Raw genomic sequence first — 22,394 nt, forward strand, 5'->3', positions numbered from 1 at the left:
GGCGGAGTGCGCGTACGGCGGGTGGGTGCGTGCACCTCGGTGTGCGTGCACGTCGGTGTGCGGGCGGTACGAGTGAGCTGAGTGCGCCGCGTGCGCTGCGGTCAGCTTGCGTGTAACTCGAACCTGTTTCCTGAGGCGACTATTCCGACGATCGTCGTACGAGGCCGATCCTTGACCTTTTGTTTACATCGATGCCCTCGTTGTTAATTCTGACTTACCGTCAGATTCGGTCTTCCGCTCTACTGGAACGTGTTCTACCGTGCGCCGCATGGGCATCGCCATCACGCAGGAACAGCGGGAACTCGCGGATGCCGTGCGCGGCTGGATCGCGCGCGTCGTCCCGCCCGACGAGGTGCGCAAACTGCTCGACGCCCCGGCCGCGCCCGGTCACCGCCCGCCCTTCTGGGACGGGCTCGCCGGACAGGGCCTGCTCGGCGTGCACCTGCCGGAGTCCTGCGGGGGCGGCGGCGGGACCCTGCTCGACCTCGCGGTGGCCGTCGAGGAGGCGGGCCGGGCGGCGCTGCCCGGCCCCTACCTCGGCAGCGCGCTCACCGCCGAGGTGCTGCGGCGGGCGGGGCGCGATGATCTGGCCGGGGCACTGGCAGGCGGGGAGCGGATCGGGGCCGTCGCTTTCGGGCCGGGGGGCCTCGGCGTTGCCCTCCCGGGGCTGGGTGGTCTCGGCGTTGACGTCTCGGGGTCGGGTGGTCCCGGCGTTGCCGTCCCGGGGTCGGAGGGGCACAGCGTTGCCGTCCCAGGGCCGGAGGGGCACGGCGCTGACGTCTCGGGGCCGGAGGGGCACGGCGCTGACGTCTCGGGGCCGGAGGGCCCCAGCGATGATGTCTCGGGGTCGGGGGGTCTCGGCGCTGCCGTCCCGGGGCCGGGTGGTCTCGGCGCTGCCGCCTCGGGGTCGGAGGGCCCCAGCGCTGCCGTCCCGGGGTCGGAACGGCTCGGCGCTGCCGTCCCGGGGGCCGGGGGTCTCGGCGCTGACGTCCTCGGGTCCGGGGGGCTCGGCGCCGTGGTCGGGCCCGGCGGGTTCGTGCTCGACGGGGTCGCGCCCCCCGTGCTGACCGGCGCCGACGCCGATCTGCTCGTTCTCGCGGCCGAGAGCGCCGACGGGGTCGTCTGGCTCGCGGTCGACGCCGACACCCCGGGGCTCACCGTGCGGGGGCACGAGAGCGCCGACCCGACCAGGCCCACCGCCGAGGTCGTCGCGGCGGGCGCCGTCGTCCCGGCCGGCCGGGTCCTCGCCGTGGACGGCACCCTCGTCCGCGACCTCGCGGCGGTGCTGCTCGCCGCCGACGCCTGCGGCACCGCCGCCTGGGCTTTGGACACCGCCGCCGAGCACGCCAAAGTACGCGAACAGTTCGGGCGGCCCATCGGACGGTTCCAGGGCGTCAAACACCTCTGCGCCGACATGCTCGTCCGCGTCGAGCAGGCCTGCGCCCTGGTGTGGGACGCGGCGCGGGCCCTCGACGACGAGCCCGCCGAGGACGTACGGGGCCTCGCCGCCGCGCTCGCCGCCGGGTCCGCCCTCGACACGGCGTACAGCTGCGCCAAGGACTGCATCCAGATCCTCGGCGGCACCGGCTTCACCTGGGAGCACGACGCCCATCTGTATCTGCGCCGGGCCGTCGTCGCCCGGCAGCTCCTCGGCGCCGGGGACGCGCACCGGCTGCGGGCCGTGCGGCTCGCCGGAGCGGGGGCCCGCCGCGAACTGCGGTGCGCGCTGCCCGCCGAGGCGAACGGGTACCGGGAGGAGGCGCGGGCGGTGATCGCGGGCGTGCGCGGCCTCGACCCGGCCGCCGCGCGCCGTGCCCTCGCGCCGACGGGGTACGCCGCACCGCATCTGCCGCCGCCGTACGGGCTCGGCGCCGGACCGGTGCAACAGCTCGCCGTGCAGGAGGAGTTGAGCGCGGCCGGGGTCAAGGTCGCCGACCTCGGCATCGCCACCTGGGTCGTCCCCTCCCTCCTCGCGTACGGCACCCCCGCCCAACGCGACCGCTACCTCCCGCCGACCCTGCGCGGCGACCTCCTGTGGTGCCAGCTGTTCTCCGAACCGGGCGCGGGCTCCGACCTCGCCTCCCTGCGCACCCGCGCCGAACGGACGGGGGACGGGCGCTGGCGGATCAACGGGCAGAAGGTGTGGACGAGCGCCGCGCAGTGGGCCGACCACGGCATCCTGCTGGCCCGCACCAACCCGCAGGCCCCCAAGCACCGGGGTCTCACGTACTTCCTCGTCGACATGAAGAACACGGACGGCATCGACATCCGCCCGCTGCGCGAGATCACCGGCGACTCCCTCTTCAACGAGGTCTACTTCGACGACGTCCTGCTGCCCGCGGACGCCGTGGTCGGGGAGGTCGACGACGGCTGGCGGGTCGCCCGGCACACCCTCGGCAACGAACGGGTCCACATGGCCGACCAGCTGACCTTCGACACCGGCCTGGAGGCGCTCCTCGCCCGGTCCGGCGGCCTCGACGGCGCGTACCGGGCGCGGATCGGGGCCCTCGCGGCGGAGGCGCACGCCCTGGGCTGCATCGGCCTGCGGACGACGATGCGGCAGATCGCGGGCGAGGAGCCCGGGGCCGGGGCGTCCGTCCGCAAACTGGTCCAGACCCCGCACCAGCAGAAGGTCGCCGAACTGGCCCTCGAACTCCTCGGCCCGACGGGCGCACTCCGCGAAGGGCCGGGCGAACGGGCCCTGCACGGCTTCCTGCTCTCCCGCTGCCTGACGATCGCCGGCGGCACGACCCAGGTACAGCTCAACGTGGTGGCGGAGCGGATTCTGGGGCTGCCCAGGGACTGAGCCCCCGCCGCGATGCCGGCGGAGCCTCTCGTACGGCGACGTATCGTCGGGCCGTGGAGCTGAGACACCTCACCGGATTCGTGGCCGTCGCCGAGGAACTGCACTTCGGGCGGGCCGCCGAGCGGTTGCACATCGCCCAGTCCCCGCTCAGCCAGCAGATCAGGCTCCTCGAACGCGACCTCGGCGTCCGGCTCTTCGAGCGCACGACACGCACCGTACGGCTGACCCCCGCGGGGCAGGCGCTGGTGGAGCCGGCCCGGCGGCTGCTCGCCGACGCCTCCGCCGTGCGCCGCACCGTACGCGCCGCCCACCTCGGCGAGGCCGGCCGCGTCACGGTCGGCTTCGCCGGGGCCAGCAGCTACTCCGCGCTGCCGCTGCTGACCCGCGCCGTGACCTCCCGGCTCCCGGGCATCGAGCTGGTCCTGGAGGGCCGGACCTACACCGGGGAAGCGCTGCGCCGGATCATCGACGGCACCCTCGACATCGGCTTCGTCGCGCTGCCGGTGCGGCGCGGCATCACCGCCCGGGTCGTCCGCATGGAACGCCTCGTCCTCGCCCTGCCCGACAGCCATCCGCTCGCCGGCCGGCCCGGGGTGCCGGTGAGCGAACTCGCGGACGAGCCCATCGTCACGTTCCCGCTCTCGCGCGAGTCGGCGGTGCGCGAGGCGATGGTGCAGGCCTGCCACGACGCCGGGTTCGCGCCGCGCATCGCGCAGGAGGCCCCGGACTCGTACACCATGCTGGCCCTGGTCGGGGCGGGTGTCGGGGTCGCCGTCGTCGTGGAGTCGGCCCGCGACATCCACCTGGAACACGTCGTCTTCCGGCCGCTCACCGGGGACGAGGTGCCGGTCCTGCCGATGGCCCTCGCCTGGCGCACCGGCGACAGGTCGGCGGCCCTGGAAGCGGTGCTGCGGGTGGCCGAGGAGGTCCTGCCGACCCCCGCCGACGCGCCGGATCATGACGGATGACGTCTCGATCGAGCCCGTTATCGGTCTTGGACAGCACCTAATCGCGCGGGGCACAGTGATCGGGAAGCGGCGTGCACGGCTCCGCCGGCGAAGCGCCCGCCCTGGACCACGTCGCCCGGCTGCCGGATGGTGGACGGGCCCCGCCCGCCGACCTCCGGGAGAACGACCGTGCCTGAGCCCGAGACCGCAGCGGCGCCCCTGAAGGGCATGAAGGTCGTCGACCTCTCCAAGATCCTCGCGGGCCCGTACGTCACCATGTCCCTCGCCGACCTGGGCGCCGACGTCATCAAGGTCGAGCATCCGGACGGCGGCGACCCCACCCGCTCCTGGGGCCCGCCCTTCAACGGCCCCGATGCCACGTACTACCTGGCGGCCAACCGCAGCAAGCGCTCCGTCACCCTCGACCTCAAGTCCGCGGGCGGCCAGGAGGCCGTGCACCGGATGCTCGCCGACGCGGACGTGCTGGTCGAGAACTTCCGGCCGGGCTCCACCCTCGCCCGCCTCTTCGACCACAAGGAACTGAGCGAGCGCTACCCGCGCCTGGTCGTCCTGCACATCTCCGCGTTCGGCGACACCGGTCCGCTGCGCGACGAGCCCGGCTACGACATGGTGGCGCAGGCGAGCGCGGGCCTGATGTCCCTCACGGGCGAACCGGACGGACCGCCCGTCAAGGCCGGTTACGCGATGGGCGACCTCGGCGCCGCCCTCTTCGGCCTCGTCGGCGTCAACGCGGCCCTCGTCGAACGCGAGCGCACGGGCCGCGGCCAGTCCGTCACGACCTCCCTCTACGAGTCCCAGCTCGCCCTGCACATCAACTGGGCCACCGGCTACTTCGCCACCGGCGAGCGCCCCGCCCGGCTCGGCTCGGGCCACCCCAGCCTCGTCCCGTACCAGGCGTACTCCGCGGCCGACGGGCACTTCGTGATCGCGGTCGGCAACGACGCCCTGTTCCGCCGTCTAGTGGGCGCCCTCGGCCACCCGGAGTGGGCGGACGACCCGCGGTTCGCCACCAACCGCGACCGGGTCGCCCACCGCACCGCCCTCAACGCCAAGCTGGAGTCCGTCCTCGTCGACGAGCCGGTCGCGCACTGGACCGGCCTGCTGAAGCCCCTCGGTGTCCCCGTCGCCGCCATCCGCACCCTCGACGAGGTCTACGACTGCCCGCAGACCGCCGCGCTCGGCATGGTGCAGAAGGTCGACCACCCGGTGGTGGGGCCGCTGCGGCAGGTCGCGTTCCCCGTCACCTTCCGCGGCGAGCGCCCGCCCGTGCGCAGCGCACCGCCCATCCTCGGACAGCAGAGCCGTGCCGTACTCGCCGAACTCGGGTACGGGGAAGCGGAGACCGACCGTCTCCTGACCGCCGCGCCCGAAGACCCTCACCCGCAAGGAGCCTGAGAGACCATGCCGTTCCCCGCCGTCGACCCCGTCGACCCGCTGAACCTCGAAGCCCTCTTCACCGACGAGGAGCGGGCCGTACGCGACACCGTCCGCCAGTTCCTCGACGACAAGGTCGAGCCGCACATCGCCGACTGGTTCGAATCCGGCGAACTGCCCGCCCTGCCCGAACTCGCCCGGGAATTCGGCAAGATGGGCCTGCTCGGCATGCACCTGGAGGGGTACGGCTGTGCCGGGATGTCGGCCCGCGCGTACGGCATCGCCTGCCGCGAGCTGGAGGCCACCGACTCGGGCCTGCGCTCCTTCGTCTCGGTCCAGGGCTCCCTCGCCATGTTCGCCATCCACCGCTTCGGCTCCGAGGAGCAGAAGCAGGAGTGGCTGCCGCGGATGGCCGCGGGGGAGGCCATCGGCTGCTTCGGCCTGACCGAGCCCGACCACGGCTCCGACCCGGCGTCGATGACGACGCGGGCCCGCCGCGACGGCGCCGACTGGGTGCTCGACGGCCGCAAGATGTGGATCACGAACGGCTCGGTGGCGGCCGTCGCCGTGGTCTGGGCGCAGACCGAGGACGGCGTACGGGGCTTCGTCGTCCCCACCGGCACCCCCGGTTTCTCGGCGCCGCTCATCAAGCACAAGATGTCGCTGCGCGCGTCGGTGACGAGCGAGCTGGTCCTGGACGGCGTACGCCTCCCGGCCTCGGCGCAGCTCCCCGAGGCGCGCGGTGTCGGCGCCCCGCTCACCTGCCTGAACGAGGCCCGCTACGGCATCGTCTGGGGCGTCACGGGCGCGGCCCGCTCGGCGTGGCAGTCGGCGCGGGACTACGCGGTGCAGCGCGAGCAGTTCGGCAAGCCGATCGCCGCGTTCCAGCTGACGCAGCAGAAGCTGGTCGACATGGCGCTCGAACTGCACAAGGCGACGCTGACGGCGCTGCACCTGTCGGCCCTCAAGGACTCGGACGCCGGGGTGCACCCCGCACAGATCAGCTTCGGCAAGCTGAACAACGTACGCGAGGCCATCGAGATCTGCCGGACCGCCCGCACGATCCTCGGCGCGAACGGCATCAGCCTCGAATACCCGGTGATCCGGCACGCCAACAACCTGGAGTCCGTCCTGACGTACGAAGGCACGACCGAGATGCACACGCTCGCCCTCGGTCAGGCGCTGACGGGCCACGCGGCCTTCCGTTAGCCGCTCCGCCCTGCCACTATCTGACGATCAGTCAGGTAGTGGCAGGTGGCAGGAGGGCTGTGCAGCCATGAAGTCGTACATAGTCGGCGTCGGCATGACCAGGTTCGAGAAGCCCGAGGGTCGCGACTGGCAGTACTGGGACATGGTGAAGGAGGCGGGCGGCGCGGCCCTCGCGGATGCCGGTGTCGCGTACGAGGACGTACAGCAGGTCCCCGTCGGCTACTGCTTCCAGGCCTCCACGGCGGGCCAACGCGCGGTCTACGAACTGGGGTTGACCGGCGTCCCCGTCTACAACGTCAACAACAACTGCGCGACGGGCTCGACCGCGCTGATGATGGCGCGCCAGTTCGTCGAGGGCGGTGCCGGCGACTGCGTGCTCGCGCTCGGCTTCGAGAAGATGAAGCGCGGCGCGCTGGGCTCAGGCGCCGACGCCGGCTCCGACTTCGCGACCTCGCCCGTCGCCCGCCACTACGGCATCATGGCGGCCCGCCACGGTTTCGAGACGAGCCCGCCCACCGCACAGATCTTCGGCGACGCGGCGCGCGAACACATGGAGAAGTACGGCACGACCGAGGCGCAGCTCGCGGCGGTCGGCGCCAAGAACCACCGCCACTCGGCCGGCAACCCGTACGCCCAGTTCCAGGACGCGTACACCGTCGACGAGATCCTCGCCTCGAAGACCGTCCACCGGCCGCTCACCAAGCTCCAGTGCTCGCCGACCTCGGACGGCGCGGCGGCGGCCGTCGTCGTCTCCGAACGGTTCGTCGAGGAACGGGGCCTGGGGGACAGGGCGGTCGAGATCGTGGCCCAGTCGATGACCACGGACACACGGGAGTCCTTCGCGTCGGGCTCGTGCATCGACGTGGTCGGACAGTCCATGTCGCGGGCGGCGGCCCGCCAGGTGTACGAGAAAGCCGGGCTCGGCATCGACGACGTCGACGTCATCGAGCTCCACGACTGCTTCTCGGTCAACGAACTGCTGACCTACGAGGCGCTCGGCATGTGCGAGGAGGGAGAGTCCGGCAAGCTCGTCGCATCGGGCGCGACCACGTACGGCGGCCGCTGGGTCGTGAACCCCTCGGGCGGCCTGATCTCCAAGGGGCATCCGCTCGGCGCTACCGGCATCGCCCAACTCGCCGAGCTCACCTGGCAGTTGCGCGGCGAGGCCGCCGCCCGTCAGGTGCCCGGCGCCCGGACCGGGCTCGCGCACAACATCGGGCTCGGCGGGGCGGCGGTGGTGACGCTGGTCCGGCGCGCCTGACGGCTGGGGTGGCCCGGATGGCCGGGCCTCGACATGCGGTATCGCGTTGCTACCTGTTACCGGCGAGGCATCATCGAGGTATGGCGATGACACTCCGGCTCCCCGACGACCTCGACGCCAAGCTCACCCGGCGTGCGGAGCGCACCGGGCGCAGCAAGCAGACCCTCGCGATCGAGGCGATCCGCGAAGCCGAAGAGCGCGCCGAGCTGAACGTCCACGACGTCCTCGCCCAGCTGACGGAGTCCGACGCGGAGATCCTGGACCACCTGAAGTGAGCGTCCGGTACGTTCAGCTCGACGAGATCCTGGCCATCGCGGCCAAGGTCAACGGCACGGCACACAGTGTGCGCGATCTCGGCCTGCTCGCCTCGGCCGTCGAGCGGCCCCGGATTCATGTGTTCGGTACCGAGATGTACGTGACCCTGCACGAGAAGGCTGCCGCACTGCTGCACGCCGTCGCCCGCAATCACGCGCTGATCGACGGCAACAAGCCCATGGCCTGGCTCGCCACCCGCTTTTTCCTGCGCATCAACGGCCTGCCGGCCGGTCATCCTGTACCGCCGGCCGACGAGGCGGGACCGTTCGTCGAGCGTGTGGCGCAGGACCATCTCGACGTGGCGACGATCACCAAGACGCTCCAGGAGTGGTTCCCCGTCGGCTGACGCCGCCGTGCCCCGTGGCCGAGCCGGTCCTAGGTCCCCGGACGTATGACCTCCGGCCCGGTCCCGGTGCACCGAAATCCTGATGTACGGGGTCCCTCCGGGCTGCGACCATGACACTCATGCCGCAGAACTCCGCTGACCTCGAGGCCGACACCGCTGTCGGGATACCCGCCCGCAGACCCGCCCCGCCCGCCTGGCTGATCGTGGCCGTCGCGTGTGCCGGGCAGTTCCTCGTCGTCCTGGACGTGTCCGTCGTGAACGTCGCGCTGCCGTCCATGCGCGCCGACCTCGGGCTGAGCCCGACCGGCCTGCAATGGGTGGTGAACGCGTACTCGATCGCGTTCGCCGGGTTCATGCTCCTCGGCGGCCGGGCGGGAGACCTCTTCGGCCGCAAACGGATGTTCCTCGTCGGCCTCGGCCTGTTCACCCTCGCCTCACTGGCGGGCGGGCTCGCGCAGGACGACTGGCAGCTCCTCGCGGCGCGCGCCGTGCAGGGCCTGGGCGCCGCGGTGCTCGCCCCCTCCACCCTCACGATCCTCACCTCCGCCGTCCCGGAGGGCGCGGCGCGGGCCCGGGCCATCGCGACCTGGACCGCCGTCGGCGCGGGCGGCGGCGCGGCCGGCGGACTCGTCGGCGGCGTCCTCACCGAGGGCCTGAACTGGCGCTGGGTACTGCTCATCAACGTGCCCCTCGGCGCCGTCGTCCTCACGGCCGCGGCCCGCTGGATCCGCGAGTCCCGGGCGGGCGGTGAACGCCGCCTCGACCTGCCGGGCGCGCTCCTCGTGACGGCGGGCACGGCCACCCTCGCGTACGCCGTCGTGCAGACCGAGGCGGAGGGCTGGGGCGCCGCCACGACGCTGGTGCCGCTGGGGATCGCGCTCGCCCTGATCGCCGGGTTCCTGATCGTCGAGGCCCGTACGCGGCTGCCGCTGATGCCGCTCGGACTGTTCAGGGTGCGGTCCGTGGCAGCGGCCAACGCGGCGATGTTCGTCTGCGGCATGGGCAGCTTCGCCATGTGGTTCTTCATGACGCTGTACGCGCAGAACGTACTCGGCTACACGCCCATCGAGGCGGGCCTGGCCCTCGTGCCCAGCTCCCTCGCGGTGGTCGCCGGCTCGAAGATCGCGCCGCGCCTGATGCCGAAGTTCGGGGCGCGCAACGTGGCGGTGGCCGGTGTCCTCGTGACCGCCGCCGGGTTCGCGTGGCAGTCGACCATGAGCGCGGACGGCTCCTACGTGACGACCATCATGCTGCCCGGCATCGTGATGATGGCCGGTGCCGGGTTCGCGATGACGCCGCTCGCGTCCCTTGCGACGTCCGGGGCGGCGCCGGGCCACGCGGGTCTCGTCTCCGGCCTCGTCAATACCTCCCGCACACTCGGGGGTTCGCTGGGCCTCGCGATCCTGTCGACCGTCGCGGCGAGTCGCTCCGCGGGTGCGGCGGATCCTGCGGCGCTGACCCGCGGCTATGCGGGGGCGTTCCTCTGCGGGGCGGGAATATTGGTGCTGGCGGTGCTGGTACTGCTGACATGGATGCCCCGCCGATTCCCTCCGGGCGATTGACCCAGCCCTTCTTCCAGCCCCTCCGGGCGATCGCTCCCTTCTAGCCTCTCCGGCGATTGCCTCCTCAAGCCCCTCCGGCGATTGAGGAGCGGGGGCCGGGGCGGAGCCCCGGGCGGCGAGCGCCGTGCCGGTTGCCGATTCATCGACGCCCCCGCCCGGTGGGGCTTCTCGCGCAGTTCCCCGCGCCCCTGGGCGGGACTTACAACCAGCCCTGCTGACGCGCGGCCCGAAGCGCCTCCGTACGGTTCCGCGTCCCCGTCTTCCCAATGGCCGAAGAAAGATAGTTCCGCACGGTCGACTCCGAGAGATGAAGCTTCCCGGCCACGTCGGAGACAGTCGCCCCGTCCGCGGAGGCCCGCAGCACATCCGCCTCACGGGACGTCAAAGGGTTAGGGCCCGCGCTCAACGCGGCAGCGGCCAGCGCCGGATCGACGACCGTCTCCCCGCGCAGCACCTTGCGGATCGACTCGGCCAGATCCTCCACGGGCCCGTCCTTGACCAGGAATCCCGCGGCGCCCGCCTCCATGGCCCGGCGCAGATATCCGGGCCGCCCGAACGTCGTGAGGATCAGCACCCGGCAGTCCGGCACCTCGTCACGCAGCTCGGCGGCGGCGTCCAGACCGCTGCGGCCGGGCAGCTCGATGTCCAGGAGAGCGACGTCGGGCCGGCACTCGAGCGCCTTGTCGACGATGACGTCCCCCGACGCGACCTGGGCGACGACCTCGATGTCCGCCTCCAGACCGAGCAGCAGCGCCAGCGCCCCCCGCATCATTCCCTGGTCCTCGGCGAGGAGGACTCTCACGGATTTCACGGGGCGGTGGTCCTGCGGCATCTCGGTCACGGGGAACAGCGTAGGGCGGCCGGCCCGTCACGGCAGCGCCAGCCGCGCTCGAGGCAGCGGCCTCGCGGTATGGCTCACGCCCCGCTGACGGGACGCATTCCCGGAACCGGAGAGCCCCGCGTCGGCCCCGGCCCCCTCAGACGCTCTCCGTCAGCGCGGCGTCCGGGGCCGAGTCCCGCTCGCCCGACGGCAGTTCGGCCCGCACCACGAATCCGCCGCGCGCCCCGGGCCCCGCCTCCAGGGAGCCGCCCGCCGTGGCGAGCCGCTCGGTGAGGCCCTTGATGCCGGTGCCGCCGACCGTGCGGTCGGTCACCGCCGCCGCACCCACCCCGTCGTCGGTGACCCGCAGGACCACCGTCTCCGCCGCGCCCTCGACGGAGATCGTGCACGTGGTGGCCGAGCTGTGGCGGACCGCGTTCGTCACCGCCTCCCGCACCACCCAGCCCAGCAGCGCCTCCGTCTGCGCGGACAGCGGCGGCCCCGACTGGCGTACGACCGGTTCGATACCGGCGGCGTCGAGCGCCGAGCGCGCCCGGTCCAGTTCGGTGGCGAGGCTGCCCTCCCGGTACCCGGTGACGGCCTCGCGGATCTCCGTGAGGGCCTGCCGGCCGACGGCCTCGATGTCGGAGACCTGTTCCAGGGCCGCGTCCATGCTGCGCGGGGCGAGCCGCCGCGCCGCCTCCGACTTCACCACGATCACCGACAGCGTGTGGCCGAGCAGATCGTGCAGGTCGCGGGAGAAGCGCAGCCGCTCCTTCTCCACGGCTTGGCGGGCCAACTCCTCGCGGGCCGCCCGCAGTTCACGTACCGCCTCGGAGAGGGAGAGGATCGCCGCGGTCACCATCATCGACAGGAACGTGCCGTACACGACCCCGACCGCGTCCCAGCCCTCCTTCAGCCCGGCGACGACCCCGGCCAGCGCGCTCAGTCCCAGGGCGAACCTGCCGAGGTACGGGCCGCGCAGGATCGCGCCGGCCGCGAGCCCGAGCAGTGGGAAGAACGCCAGCCAGCTGCCGCCGAAGCCGCCGACGAGAGCGCAGGTGAGCAGCGTCATCAGGCCCAGCGCGACCCGCGTCGAGGCCGCGTTGCGGGCCTCCTTGTGGAACGCCCTGAACACCACGTACACGTAGAGGGAGTTGAAGGTGAGCAGACCCAGGCCGCCGAGCCACGGGTTGCCGGTCTTGCCCTGGACGATGTTCGAGAACGCGCCCAGGCCCATGAGTACCCACGGCAGCAGCGCGAAGCCGGTCGGCGGCGGGCCCAGCTCCTCGGGCAGGCGGCCGTGCTCCCCGCGCGCCCGGCGCTCCGCCTTCACCCGCTCGTGCTCGGCCTTCCACTCGGCCTGTGTGGCGCGCAGTTCGTGGAACTGCCCGTCGATCTTGCTCCACCAGGACATGTGCGTCACTCTCCGATTCCCCGTGGTGCCGTTCAGACGGTGCGCGCGGACCTGCGGTACGAGACCACAGCGTACGAACCGAACGCCAGCAGCCAGCAGAGAAGCACGCCGACAGCCGCGACGGAGGGGGCGTGCCCGTCGGCGACCGCCGTACCGAGCTGCGCGAAGCGGTTGGTCGGGGTGAACGACGAGACCTGCTGGAGCCAGCCGGGGAAGAGCTGGATCGGGAACCACAGGCCGCCGAGGACCGCGAGCCCCAGGTAGCAGAGCATGGTGATGCCGCCCATGGCCTGCGAGGTGAGCCGGTAGCCGTTGCCCAGGCCCAGCATGGTGAAGGGCAGCGAGCCCGTCCACAGCAGCAGCGCGATGACCGGCCACTTCCACGCGTCCATCCGTACGCCGTTGACGAGGGCGCCCGCGAGCAGCACCGCCGCGATCGCGGGCAGCACCGTCACCGCGCCGGTCAGGGCCCGCCCGATCACGCCCTGGCGCGGCGTCATCGGCGTGATCCGCAACTGGCGCAGCCAGCCGATCGCCTTGTCCTCGGCGACCCCGGCGCCCGTGTTGAGGGCCGCGCCGAGCGCTCCGTACGCGGCCATGCCGACCATCGAGGCCGTCTTCCAGCCACTGGCGTCCGCACCGAGGTTGGTGAACAGGAGGTACATCATCACGGGCATCGCGACCGTGCCGAGCACGAACTTCCCGTCGCGCAGCGTGCGCCGTACTTCGAGCCGCAGGTAGTCCCACATCACACACGCTCCAGGTCGCGGGGGTCCGCGGTCAGCGCCATGAAGGCGTCGTCGAGGGAGGCCGGGGCGACCTCCAGATTCCGTACGGCGTTCATCGCGGCAAGCGCCACGACCGTCGCGTCCGAGTCGTCGGTGCGCAGCCGTGCCCGGTCGCCGCGGATCTCCACGGAGAGGACGCCCGGCAGCAGGGAGAGCCCCTCGGAGCCGCGTCCCGCCAGGTCGAAGCAGACGAGGCTGCCGCCGCCCGCTCGGCGCAGCTCCTCGCCGCTGCCGTCGGCGACGACCCGGCCGTGGTCGATGACGACGATCCGGTCGGCGTTGGCGTCGGCCTCCTCCAGGTAGTGCGTGGAGAACAGGACCGTGTGCCCGCGCTGCGTGAAGGCCCGCATCGACGCCCAGAAGGCGTGCCGCGCCTCGACGTCGAGCGCGGCGGTCGGCTCGTCGAGCACGATCAGCGACGGGTTTCCGGCCAGCGCCACGGCGAACCGCACCCGCTGCGTCTGCCCGCCCGACAGCTTGTCGACCCGCCGCCCGGCCAGCTCCTCGATCCCGGCGAGCCGCAGCGCCTCCGGCACGGCCATCGGCGCCGGGTAGCGCCCGGCCACGAAGCCGACCAGCTCCGCGACGGTGACCCGGGGCACGGCCCGGCCCTCCTGGAGCATGGCGCCGACCCGCCCGGCCCGTACGGAGTCCTGCGGCGCGGCGCCGAACAACTCGACGCGGCCCTCGTCCGGGTCGTCCAGACCGAGCAGCAGCGAGATGGCGGTGGACTTGCCCGCGCCGTTGCGGCCGAGCAGCGCCACCGTCTCGCCCGCTGCGATCTCCAGGTCGAGCCCGTCGACCGCCCGTACCTCCCCGAACGTCTTGACGGCCCCTGTGAAGGACACGGCCGGTGCGGTGCCCGTGTCGGTGCCGGTCCTCGCTGTCTTTGTCGCCCTCGTCGTCATGGGTACGACGCTACGGGCCGGGGCGGGGGAGCGGCAGATACGCAATGTCCACGGCCGGCCGGTACAAATGTCATGGCCGCGACCCCGAGCACTACCTGACGTGGCGTCAGAAAAGCGGGGCCGCACCCTTCCCAACCCATCGGCTCTTGGCTATACATGAGGATCGCCGGACGGAATGAAACAGGTTCTAGAACCGGCCCGTGACGACCTCGGTGCGACCGACGGTGCGGACGGCCGCACCGAGGTCTCGACCTGCCCGACCCGTGTGAGGAGCGACCGTCACATGCCCATCGACGCCGCGAAGGCCCTGGCCGCCGAGCCTCGGTCCGCCGACATCACCTGGGACCACAAGGACATCCAGCTCTACCACCTCGGCCTCGGCGCGGGCCTGCCCGCCACCGACCCCGACGAGTTGCGCTACACGCTCGAGTCCAGGCTGCAGGTCCTGCCCAGCTTCGCGACCGTCGCGGGCGCCGGGATGGCGATGATGGGCGGACTCGCCGCACCCGGCATCGACGTGAACCTCGCGCACGTCCTGCACGGCGGCCAGACCATCGAGCTGCACCGCCCCATCCCCGTCAAGGGCACGGCACACACGACGGCCCGGGTGGCCGCGGTCCACGACAAGACGAAGGCCGCCGTCGTCGTCCTGCGCACCGAAGTCGCCGACTCCGACGGGCCGTTGTGGACCAGCGACGCGCAGATCTTCATCCGCGGCGAAGGCGGCTTCGGCGGCGAGCGCGGCCCCTCCGAGCGCACGGAGCCGCCCGCCCGCGAGCCGGACCGCACCGTCGACCGCCCGATCCGCGAGGACCAGGCCCTCCTCTACCGCCTCTCCGGCGACTGGAACCCGCTGCACGCCGACCCCGAGTTCGCCAAGCTCGCCGGCTTCGAACGGCCGATCCTGCACGGCCTGTGCTCGTACGGCATGACGCTCAAGGCCGTCGTCGACACCCTCCTCGACGGCAACGTCTCCCGGGTCACCCGCTACACCACCCGGTTCGCCGGCGTCGTCTTCCCCGGCGAGACGCTGCGCATCCGGATGTGGCAGGAGCCGGACCGGGTCCGGGTCACGGTGGCCGCCCTGGAACGCGACGAGGCGCCGGTCCTGGCCGACACCGTCATCGACCACAGCTGAACGACCTTCCTTCGCGACGCGACGTAGAGGAGCCGCACGCCATGAGAGCAGCCGTACTGCACGAGACAGGCCAGGGCAAACTCGAGGTACTGGACGACGTCGAGGCGGTCGGCTTCGGCCCCGGCAAGGTGCGGATCCGGGTACGGGCGACCGGCCTGTGCCACTCCGACATCTCCGCCATGAGCGGGGTGCTGCCGCAGCCCGCCCCGTTCGTCCCCGGCCACGAGGGTGCGGGCGAAATCCTCGAAGTGGGCGAAGGTGTCACGCATCTGACGCCGGGTCAGCGTGTGCTTGTCTGCTGGCTGCCCGCCTGTGGCACCTGTCCCGCCTGCAAGCGCGGCCAGACCCAGCTCTGTCTCGCCGGGTTCATGAACGCCGGCACCCCCAACTTCAGGCGTCCCGGCGGCGATGTGTTCGGCTTCGCCGGGACCGGCACGTTCGCCGAGGAGGTCGTGGTCGACGCGGGGTGCGCCGTCCCGATCCCCGACGACGTCCCCTTCGACATCGCGGCGCTCATCGGCTGCGGCGTCACGACCGGGCTCGGCTCCGCCATCAACACGGCCGATGTGCGCGCCGGTTCGTCGGTCGTGGTCATCGGCTGCGGCGGCGTCGGCATCTCGGCGATCCAGGGCGCCCGGCTCAAGGGCGCCGCCCAGATCGTCGCCGTCGACCCCGTCACGTCGCGGCGCGAGGCGGCCCTGAAGTTCGGCGCGACGGAGGCTGTCGCCCCCGGGGAACTGGCCGACGCCAAGCAGCGGCTCACGGCGGGCGAGGGATTCGACTACGTCTTCGAGGTCGTCGGAAAGTCGGCCACGGCCCGGACCGCGTACGAGACGACGCGGCGGGGTGGCACGCTCGTCGTCGTCGGGGCGGGTGCGATGGACGACTTCCTTCAGCTCAACATGTTCGAGCTCTTCTTCGACGAGAAGCGGATTCTGCCCTCGATGTACGGGGGTGGGGATGTGCTGCAGTCCTACGAGCGGGCCATCGCCCTGTGGCGGGCGGGCCGTATCGACCTGGAGTCCCTCATCACCCACCGGGTTCCCCTGGCGGGGGTCAACGAGGCCCTCGACCAAATGCGGACGGGCTCCGCCCTGAGGACGTGCATCGAGATCTAGCCGAACGCTTCGGCGGGCCGGGGTCCTACGCCCCGAAGGGGCGCGAGGAACGGCGCGACCAGCCACGAAGAATCCGCACTCGGCGACGACACCCAGCCCCGGGGCTCCGCCCCGGCCCCCGCTCCTCAATCGCCGGAGGGGCTTGATCGGCCCATATCGCCGGAGGGGCTTGGTTGCCCAGGGGCGCGGGGAACTGCGCGACCAGCCACGACGAGACGCGCACCCGAAAACGGAGCCGCACCGCCTTGCCGAAGAGGCCCGATGGGAGAGGATCCCGCTCACATGGAGATGCCGCTGAAGGGCCGTACGGCCATCGTGACCGGGGCCGGGCGCGGGCTCGGCCGGGCCGAGGCGCTGGAACTGGCCCGCCTCGGCGCCCACGTGGTCGTCAACGACTTCGGCCGCCCCGGCCGGGACGGCACAGGCCACGCCGACGCCACCCCGGCCGAGCAGGTCGCCGAGGAGATCCGCGCACAGGGCGGCACAGCCACCCCGCACAGCGGCGACGTGGCCGACCATCAACAGGCCGAAGAACTGACCCGGTTGGCCGTGGACACGTACGGATCGCTGGACATCCTCGTGAACAACGCCGGCATCCTCCGCGACCGCATGATCTTCTCGATGACCGAGGACGAGTGGGACTCCGTCATCCACGTCCACCTCAAGGGCCACTACAACACCACCCACTTCGCGTCCCGCCACTGGCGCGAGCGGGCCAAGGCGACCGGCGCCCCGGTCTTCGGCCGCATCGTGAACACGTCCTCCGAGGCGTTCCTCGCCGGCTCGGCGGGCCAGCCCAACTACGCGGCGGCGAAGGGCGGCATCGTCGGCCTGACCACGTCCACGGCGCTGGCCCTGGCCAAGTACGGCGTCACCGCCAACGTCATCTGCCCCCGGGCCCGCACCCGGATGACCGAGGACGTCTTCGCCGGGTTCGCCGAGCCGACGGACGAGAGCCTCGACCCGCTCGCCCCCGAACACGTGGCCCCGCTCGTCGGCTACCTCGCCTCACCCGCCGCCGCGCGCATCAACGGCCAACTCCTCGTCGTCCACGGCGGCATGGTCGCGATCGTCGAACGCCCCAGGGTGCAGGCGAAGTTCGACACCGCCGAGGAAGCGTTCACGTACGACGAACTCGACGCGCTGCTCACCCCGCACTACAAGGACCGCCCCCCGAACGAGACGTTCGCGGCGGCGGAGGTGCTCGGCCTCAAGCACGGCTGAGAGCCCGCCTTGGAACCCCCTCCGCACAACGCGAAGGGCCCGGCGGAAACCGGGCCCTTCGCGCTGCGTCACGTACGGCCTACGCCTCCTGGGCGCGAGGCCCCCGGTGCCGCCCGTGCGGTTCGGGCTGGTCGCCCTGCCCACCCTGTGCGGACGACGCCGTGACCGTGCCGCGGTGGCGGCCGTGCCCGGTGTCCGTGCCCTCGGCCCACTCCGCGCTGTCCGTACCCGCGCCCATGCCGTTGCTTTCCGTCATCGGAAGAACTCACCCCGTAAACCCGTACAAGATCCTTCACTTACAGCCGGGCGAGTCTAACCTCCGGCGCTGCGCCCCCCGAGAGGCGCCTGCGCCAACGGCACCGGACGTGGCGCGGCGGGCGCCGGCGTGCTGTCCGGCGGGGCCGCGCGAGGCGCCGCGGGCTCCGGCGCGGGCAGCCGGGCCAGCCCGCACGGCACGTCCTCGGTGGAGTAGGGAAGCGCCAGGACACCGTCCCGCGACCAGAAGCCGGAGCCCGTCAACCAGCCGCGCGGCGCCGCGAGTTGATGCAGCTGCCCGTCGGCCGGGCGCCACACCCCGAGCCACGGCGCACCGGCCTCGTGGCCGCCCGCGCCGGCCGTGTTGTCGATGCGCAGCGCCACCGCGCAGCCCTCCGGCATGAGCGTCTGCCCCGGCTGCACGGCGAACGGCGTCACCGCGCAGTCCGCCGGCCGCAGCGCACGCGGGAAGCGGACCGGAAGCGTACTGCCGAGGACACCCCAGCCGAGCCGTGGCCGCCCCGGCTCCGCGGCGTCCGAACGGACCACGATCAGGCCGCTGTCGAGATCGGCGAGGAGCAGCCGGTCCGTGCTGTCCTCGGTGATCTGCAGCAGCGGGGACACCTCGCCGCCCCGGTCCAGGTCCACCGCCACCGTCTTCACCGGCCCGCCCCCCGGCTCCGCCCGGTCGAGCGCGAGCAGCCGCCCCGCGTGATCCAGCCACACCCCGCCCGAGCAGCGCCCCTTGATCTCGGCCACGTGCTCGGGCCCGAACGCGCCGCCCGCCACGAGCCAGACGTCCGTCATCTCCTCGCGCACGGCCAGCGCGTACGCGCGCAGCCCGTCCGGGGCCGGCGGCAGCAGCGTCAGCTCCCCGCACTCCACGGCCCCCAGCGGCACCTCGCCGGTGCCGGGACCGGTCGGATAGAGGAGGGAGAAGAGGTGGCGGCCGTCGGCCTCGCGCCGGATGAGCACCCGGCCGTCGGTCAGCGGCAGGACGGCGGTGCCCGGCTCCTCCGGCTGGTGGGCGGGAAGCGGCACCGCGTACGGCTCGGGCCCGTCCAGCGTCCAGCGCTCGGGGAACCACGACCCGGGGTTCGCCCCGTCGTGCGCGAGCCGTGCCGCGTACGTCGCGTCCGCGGTGATCACACACCCGGTCCGCGGCGGCTCGGGTCGCGTCCCGGTCGCGGGCTCGATGGCCAAGGCCGTCATGGGGTCCGTCGCCTCCGCTCGTCCTGGTACCTCGGTCGGTTACCTCGGTGTCCGCCCCGTTCGTCTGCACAGCCGAAGCTAGTTTTCGTACAGACCTCCGTGGCACACGCCGTCCTCCTCTTCACACCAAAGGGTGGCCATGGCCGGAATCGACTGTGCGGGAACTGCTTGGTGTGCTCACCGACCGGCGGCGGAGCCCGCGGACGCTGGTGTTAGGTTTCCCTAACTCACACCTGTGAGCCTTCTGTGCACCCAGAGCTGGAGCAAACCGATGTCCCCGATAGCCCTGCGTCCCCGCACCCGGATCGCGGCCGCCGCCGTCACGACGGCCGCCGCGCTGGCCCTGACCGCCTGCGGTTCCGGCGGCGGCGACGGTTCGGCGAAGAGCGACAACGGCGCGGGCTTCAAGGCGGTCGCCCAGGGCGGCGACGACTTCTCGAAGGCCGCGGACCGGACGGCGAAGATGGGGACGACGGCGAAGCCCGGCGAGTTCCCGCGCACCGTCACGCACGCCCTGGGCAGGACGGAGCTGCCGAAGAAGCCGCAGCGCGTCGTCGTCCTCGACGTCGGCGAGCTGGACAACGTCGCCTCGCTCGGCGTCGAGCCCGTCGGCTACGCCCCCACCGAGGGCGACGACGGCATTCCCTCCTACCTGAAGAAGACGGCCGGCCACCCCAAGAACGTCGGCACGATCAACTCGCTCAACCTGGAGGCGATCGCGGGCCTCAAGCCCGATCTGATCCTCGGCAGCGAACTGCGCGCCGCCAAGCTCTACCCCCAGCTCTCCAAGATCGCCCCGACCGTCTTCTCCATCCGCCCGGGCTTCACGTGGAAGGAGAACTACCTCCTCAACGCCTCCGCCCTCGACCGGACGGCCGCCGCCGAGGCGAACCTCGCGGAGTACGACAAGAAGGTCGCGAAGCTCGGCGCCGACGTGAAGAAGGCGGGCGGTGGCAAAGCCCCCACCGTCACGATGCTGCGCTACATGCCGGACCGCATCCGCCTCTACGCCAAGGCCTCCTTCATCGGCACGATCCTCGACGACGCCGGCATCCCGCGCCCGAAGAACCAGCAGGTCAACGACCTGGCGACCGAGATCAGCCCCGAGAAGATCGACTCCGCGGACGCCGACTGGATCTTCACCGGTGTCTATGGCGACGCCAAGAAGACGCAGCGTGCGAGCGCCGAGGACAACCCGCTCTGGAAGAAGCTCGGTGCCGTGAAGAACGGACAGGCCGAGGATGTCCCGGACGAGACCTGGTACCTGGGCCTCGGTGTCACCGCCGCCGGCGAGGTCATCGAGGACCTCCGCACGCATCTGGTCAAGTGATCGGGCAGGCCTCGTGAGGCAACCGGGCTTGGGGGAGGGGCGCGTAGCGCAGGTAACCTGTCTGCGTGCCCCGTCTGTCTGAAGTAACCGCCGCGCTCGACGCCCTCTGGCCCCCCGCCCTGGCCGAGGGCTGGGACGCGGTCGGCACGGTCGCCGGGGACCCGGACGCCCAGGTCGGCCGGGTCCTGTTCGCCGTCGACCCGGTCCAGGAGATCGTCGACGAGGCCGTGAAGCTCGGCGCGGACCTGCTGGTCACGCACCACCCGCTCTACCTGCGCGGGACGACGACGGTCGCGGCCGACACCTTCAAGGGCAGGGCCGTCCACACCCTCATCAAGAACGACATCGCGCTGCACGTCGCGCACACGAACGCCGACAAGGCCGACCCGGGCGTCTCCGACGCGCTCGCCGGAGCGCTCGACGTCCGCGTCGTGCGCCCCCTCGTGCCCGACCCCGCCGACCCCACGGGCCGCCGCGGCCTCGGCCGCGTCTGCGAGCTCGACCACCCGCTGACCCTGCGCGAGCTGGCCGCCCGCGCCGCCGAGCGCCTCCCCGCCACCGCGCAGGGCATCCGCGTCGCGGGCGACCCCGACGCGACGATCCGTACGCTCGCGGTCTCCGGCGGCAGCGGCGACAGCCTCTTCGACGACGTGCGCGCCGCCGGCGTCGACGCCTTCCTCACCGCCGACCTGCGCCACCACCCGGTGAGCGAGGCCCGCGCCCACACACCTCTCGCGCTGCTCGACGCGGCGCACTGGGCCACCGAGTGGCCCTGGTGCGAGCTGGCCGCCGCCCAGCTCGACGAGATCTCCGACCGCGAGGGATGGGACCTGCGCGTCCACGTCTCGCGTACGGTCACCGACCCCTGGACCGCCCACGCGGCGTCCCACCGCGAACCCCTGACTACTTTTGGAGCCCCCAACTGAACGCCGCGCCCGCCGACCAGATCCGCCTTCTCGACGTCCAGGATCTGGACGTACGCCTCCAGCAGCTCCGGCACAAGAAGAAGTCGCTGCCCGAGCACGCCGAGATCGAGTCGCTCAACAAGGACCTCGCGCAACTGCGTGACCTGCACGTCGCCGCGACGACCGAGGAGAGCGACTGCTCCCGCGAGCAGACCAAGGCCGAGCAGGACGTCGACCAGGTCCGCCAGCGCGCCACCCGCGACCAGCAGCGTCTGGACTCCGGCGCGGTCACGTCGCCGAAGGACCTGGAGAACCTCCAGCGGGAGATCGCCTCGCTCGCCAAGCGCCAGGGCGACCTCGAGGACGTCGTCCTGGAGGTCATGGAGCGCCGTGAGTCGGCGCAGGAGCGTGTCAGCGAGCTGACCGAGCGCCTCGCCTCCGTCCAGGCCAAGGTCGACGACGCGACGGCCCGCCGTGACGAGGCCGCCGCCTCGCTCGACGCCGAGGCCGCCACGGTGACGAAGGAGCGCGAGGTCGTCGCGGGCTCCATCCCCGCCGACCTGCTGAAGCTCTACGACAAGCTGCGCGAGAAGGAGGGCGGCGTCGGCGCGGCCAAGCTGTTCCAGCGCCGCTGCGAGGGCTGCCGCCTGGAGCTCAACATCACGGAGCTGAACGACGTCCGCAAGGCCGCCGCCGACGCGGTGGTCCGCTGCGAGAACTGCCGTCGCATCCTCGTCCGTACGTCGGAGTCGGGCCTCTGACCGGCGAGAACGCCACGAACGCGAGGGCCGGGGGGCCTGATATGAGCCCCCCGGCCACGTTCGTCCTGCTCCGGCACGGCGAGACGGCCCTCACCCCCGAGAAGCGGTTCTCCGGCAGCGGGGGGAGCGACCCGGAGCTGTCCGCGACGGGCCGGCACCAGGCTGATCGCGTGGCGGACGCCCTCGCGGCGCGCGGCCCCCGCTCCGTCGAGGCCATCGTGTCGTCGCCCCTGAGGCGCTGCCGGGAGACCGCTCAGGCCGTGGCCGACCGGCTCGGCCTCGGCGTCACGGTCGACGACGGCCTGCGCGAGACCGACTTCGGGGCCTGGGAAGGGCTCACGTTCAAGGAGGTCGGGGAGCGCCATCCGGACGACATGAAGGCCTGGCTGGCCTCGGCGGACGCGGCTCCCAGCGGTGGCGGCGAGAGTTTCGCCGCGGTCGCCGAGCGGGTCGCGGCGGCCCGCGACCGGCTGACCGCCGGGCACCGGGGCCGTACGGTCCTCGTGGTCAGCCACGGCACGCCCATCAAGACGCTGGTGCGGCTCGCGCTCGGCGCCCCGCCCGAGGCACTGTTCCGCATGGAGCTGTCGGCGGCGTCCCTGACGACGATCGCGTACTACGCCGACGGCAACGCGAGCGTGCGCGTCCTCAACGAGACCGCGCACCTGCGTTAGCGA

General features: G+C 72.5%; 20 protein-coding genes and 1 pseudogene. 15 read left to right on the top strand and 6 right to left on the bottom strand.

Annotated features, from left to right (window positions below):
- Window positions 1-268 precede the first annotated feature (268 nt).
- The 8 genes from ABD366_RS17530 (at window position 269) to ABD366_RS17565 (ending at window position 9,841) form a co-directional block, all read left to right on the top strand.
- On the top strand, window positions 269-2,806 hold the full coding sequence (locus ABD366_RS17530; protein WP_324766690.1) for an acyl-CoA dehydrogenase family protein: 2,538 nt from the start codon (window positions 269-271) through the stop codon (window positions 2,804-2,806).
- A gap of 53 nt (window positions 2,807-2,859) precedes the next feature.
- On the top strand, window positions 2,860-3,774 hold the full coding sequence (locus ABD366_RS17535; protein WP_324766689.1) for a LysR substrate-binding domain-containing protein: 915 nt from the start codon (window positions 2,860-2,862) through the stop codon (window positions 3,772-3,774).
- A gap of 168 nt (window positions 3,775-3,942) precedes the next feature.
- Complete coding sequence (locus tag ABD366_RS17540; protein ID WP_324766688.1) at window positions 3,943-5,169, top strand: CaiB/BaiF CoA transferase family protein; 1,227 nt, start codon at window positions 3,943-3,945, stop codon at window positions 5,167-5,169.
- Window positions 5,170-5,175: 6 nt separating this feature from the next.
- Window positions 5,176-6,357 (top strand): acyl-CoA dehydrogenase family protein, encoded by a 1,182-nt coding sequence (locus ABD366_RS17545; protein WP_324766687.1) that lies wholly within the window; start codon window positions 5,176-5,178, stop codon window positions 6,355-6,357.
- 67 nt (window positions 6,358-6,424) lie between these two features.
- Window positions 6,425-7,618: a lipid-transfer protein gene (locus tag ABD366_RS17550; RefSeq protein ID WP_324766686.1), complete on the top strand. Its 1,194-nt coding sequence runs from the start codon at window positions 6,425-6,427 to the stop codon at window positions 7,616-7,618.
- 80 nt (window positions 7,619-7,698) lie between these two features.
- Complete coding sequence (locus ABD366_RS17555; protein WP_324766685.1) at window positions 7,699-7,893, top strand: hypothetical protein; 195 nt, start codon at window positions 7,699-7,701, stop codon at window positions 7,891-7,893.
- Window positions 7,890-8,279 (top strand): type II toxin-antitoxin system death-on-curing family toxin, encoded by a 390-nt coding sequence (locus ABD366_RS17560; RefSeq protein WP_324766684.1) that lies wholly within the window; start codon window positions 7,890-7,892, stop codon window positions 8,277-8,279. The genes ABD366_RS17555 and ABD366_RS17560 overlap by 4 nt, the downstream gene beginning before the upstream one ends.
- A 110-nt stretch (window positions 8,280-8,389) precedes the next feature.
- Window positions 8,390-9,841, top strand: coding sequence for a DHA2 family efflux MFS transporter permease subunit (locus ABD366_RS17565; protein WP_324766683.1), 1,452 nt, complete (start codon window positions 8,390-8,392; stop codon window positions 9,839-9,841).
- A gap of 199 nt (window positions 9,842-10,040) precedes the next feature.
- Here ABD366_RS17565 and ABD366_RS17570 read toward each other — a convergent pair whose 3' ends face one another.
- From ABD366_RS17570 to ABD366_RS17585, 4 genes are all read right to left on the bottom strand, one after another.
- Entirely contained in the window at window positions 10,041-10,673 is a 633-nt protein-coding gene (locus ABD366_RS17570) for a response regulator transcription factor (RefSeq protein WP_324766750.1), read from the bottom strand.
- Between the two features lie 145 nt (window positions 10,674-10,818).
- Entirely contained in the window at window positions 10,819-12,078 is a 1,260-nt protein-coding gene (locus tag ABD366_RS17575; RefSeq protein ID WP_324766749.1) for a sensor histidine kinase, read from the bottom strand.
- Between the two features lie 32 nt (window positions 12,079-12,110).
- A complete protein-coding gene (locus ABD366_RS17580; RefSeq protein ID WP_324766682.1) occupies window positions 12,111-12,827 on the bottom strand; it encodes an ABC transporter permease in 717 nt (238 codons plus the stop codon).
- A complete protein-coding gene (locus tag ABD366_RS17585) occupies window positions 12,827-13,774 on the bottom strand; it encodes an ABC transporter ATP-binding protein (RefSeq protein ID WP_324766681.1) in 948 nt (315 codons plus the stop codon). Before ABD366_RS17585 ends, ABD366_RS17580 begins: the two co-directional genes overlap by 1 nt.
- A gap of 283 nt (window positions 13,775-14,057) precedes the next feature.
- Between ABD366_RS17585 and ABD366_RS17590 the strand changes: the two genes are divergently transcribed.
- The 3 genes from ABD366_RS17590 (at window position 14,058) to ABD366_RS17600 (ending at window position 17,254) form a co-directional block, all read left to right on the top strand.
- Window positions 14,058-14,912, top strand: coding sequence for a MaoC/PaaZ C-terminal domain-containing protein (locus ABD366_RS17590; RefSeq protein WP_324766680.1), 855 nt, complete (start codon window positions 14,058-14,060; stop codon window positions 14,910-14,912).
- A 41-nt stretch (window positions 14,913-14,953) separates the two neighbouring features.
- A complete protein-coding gene (locus ABD366_RS17595; protein ID WP_324766679.1) occupies window positions 14,954-16,030 on the top strand; it encodes a Zn-dependent alcohol dehydrogenase in 1,077 nt (358 codons plus the stop codon).
- Between the two features lie 282 nt (window positions 16,031-16,312).
- Window positions 16,313-17,254 carry a 3-oxoacyl-ACP reductase gene (locus ABD366_RS17600; RefSeq protein WP_324766678.1) on the top strand — a complete coding sequence of 314 codons (942 nt, stop codon included), beginning with the start codon at window positions 16,313-16,315 and terminating at the stop codon, window positions 17,252-17,254.
- Window positions 17,255-17,333: 79 nt separating this feature from the next.
- Here ABD366_RS17600 and ABD366_RS17605 read toward each other — a convergent pair whose 3' ends face one another.
- Together ABD366_RS17605 and ABD366_RS17610 are read right to left on the bottom strand one after the other, a co-directional pair.
- Entirely contained in the window at window positions 17,334-17,510 is a 177-nt protein-coding gene (locus ABD366_RS17605) for a hypothetical protein (RefSeq protein ID WP_324766677.1), read from the bottom strand.
- Between the two features lie 56 nt (window positions 17,511-17,566).
- Complete coding sequence (locus tag ABD366_RS17610) at window positions 17,567-18,721, bottom strand: hypothetical protein (RefSeq protein ID WP_324766676.1); 1,155 nt, start codon at window positions 18,719-18,721, stop codon at window positions 17,567-17,569.
- A gap of 280 nt (window positions 18,722-19,001) precedes the next feature.
- Between ABD366_RS17610 and ABD366_RS17615 the strand changes: the two genes are divergently transcribed.
- The 4 genes and pseudogenes from ABD366_RS17615 to ABD366_RS17630 form a co-directional block, all read left to right on the top strand.
- Window positions 19,002-20,051, top strand: a complete 1,050-nt coding sequence (locus ABD366_RS17615; RefSeq protein WP_324766748.1) for an ABC transporter substrate-binding protein — start codon at window positions 19,002-19,004, stop codon at window positions 20,049-20,051.
- A gap of 65 nt (window positions 20,052-20,116) precedes the next feature.
- Window positions 20,117-20,977 (top strand): Nif3-like dinuclear metal center hexameric protein, encoded by an 861-nt coding sequence (locus ABD366_RS17620; RefSeq protein WP_324766675.1) that lies wholly within the window; start codon window positions 20,117-20,119, stop codon window positions 20,975-20,977.
- Window positions 20,974-21,717 (top strand): zinc ribbon domain-containing protein, encoded by a 744-nt coding sequence (locus ABD366_RS17625; protein ID WP_324766747.1) that lies wholly within the window; start codon window positions 20,974-20,976, stop codon window positions 21,715-21,717. The genes ABD366_RS17620 and ABD366_RS17625 overlap by 4 nt, the downstream gene beginning before the upstream one ends.
- A gap of 35 nt (window positions 21,718-21,752) precedes the next feature.
- A pseudogene (locus ABD366_RS17630) lies at window positions 21,753-22,391 on the top strand (histidine phosphatase family protein); the annotation flags it as partial.
- Window positions 22,392-22,394: the final 3 nt, after the last annotated feature.

The organism is Streptomyces kunmingensis (assembly GCF_039533535.1).
Lineage (GTDB): Bacteria > Actinomycetota > Actinomycetes > Streptomycetales > Streptomycetaceae > Streptomyces > Streptomyces kunmingensis.

Coding starts and splice junctions, on each gene's coding strand:
- ABD366_RS17570 (WP_324766750.1), bottom strand. CDS start 10,673: ATGCCGCAGGACCACCGCCCCGTGAAATCCGTGAGAGTCCTCCTCGCC.
- ABD366_RS17610 (WP_324766676.1), bottom strand. CDS start 18,721: ATGACGGCCTTGGCCATCGAGCCCGCGACCGGGACGCGACCCGAGCCG.
- ABD366_RS17530 (WP_324766690.1), top strand. CDS start 269: ATGGGCATCGCCATCACGCAGGAACAGCGGGAACTCGCGGATGCCGTG.
- ABD366_RS17600 (WP_324766678.1), top strand. CDS start 16,313: ATGGAGATGCCGCTGAAGGGCCGTACGGCCATCGTGACCGGGGCCGGG.
- ABD366_RS17555 (WP_324766685.1), top strand. CDS start 7,699: ATGGCGATGACACTCCGGCTCCCCGACGACCTCGACGCCAAGCTCACC.
- ABD366_RS17550 (WP_324766686.1), top strand. CDS start 6,425: ATGAAGTCGTACATAGTCGGCGTCGGCATGACCAGGTTCGAGAAGCCC.
- ABD366_RS17590 (WP_324766680.1), top strand. CDS start 14,058: ATGCCCATCGACGCCGCGAAGGCCCTGGCCGCCGAGCCTCGGTCCGCC.
- ABD366_RS17545 (WP_324766687.1), top strand. CDS start 5,176: ATGCCGTTCCCCGCCGTCGACCCCGTCGACCCGCTGAACCTCGAAGCC.
- ABD366_RS17565 (WP_324766683.1), top strand. CDS start 8,390: ATGACACTCATGCCGCAGAACTCCGCTGACCTCGAGGCCGACACCGCT.
- ABD366_RS17605 (WP_324766677.1), bottom strand. CDS start 17,510: ATGACGGAAAGCAACGGCATGGGCGCGGGTACGGACAGCGCGGAGTGG.
- ABD366_RS17585 (WP_324766681.1), bottom strand. CDS start 13,774: ATGACGACGAGGGCGACAAAGACAGCGAGGACCGGCACCGACACGGGC.
- ABD366_RS17575 (WP_324766749.1), bottom strand. CDS start 12,078: ATGTCCTGGTGGAGCAAGATCGACGGGCAGTTCCACGAACTGCGCGCC.
- ABD366_RS17595 (WP_324766679.1), top strand. CDS start 14,954: ATGAGAGCAGCCGTACTGCACGAGACAGGCCAGGGCAAACTCGAGGTA.
- ABD366_RS17580 (WP_324766682.1), bottom strand. CDS start 12,827: ATGTGGGACTACCTGCGGCTCGAAGTACGGCGCACGCTGCGCGACGGG.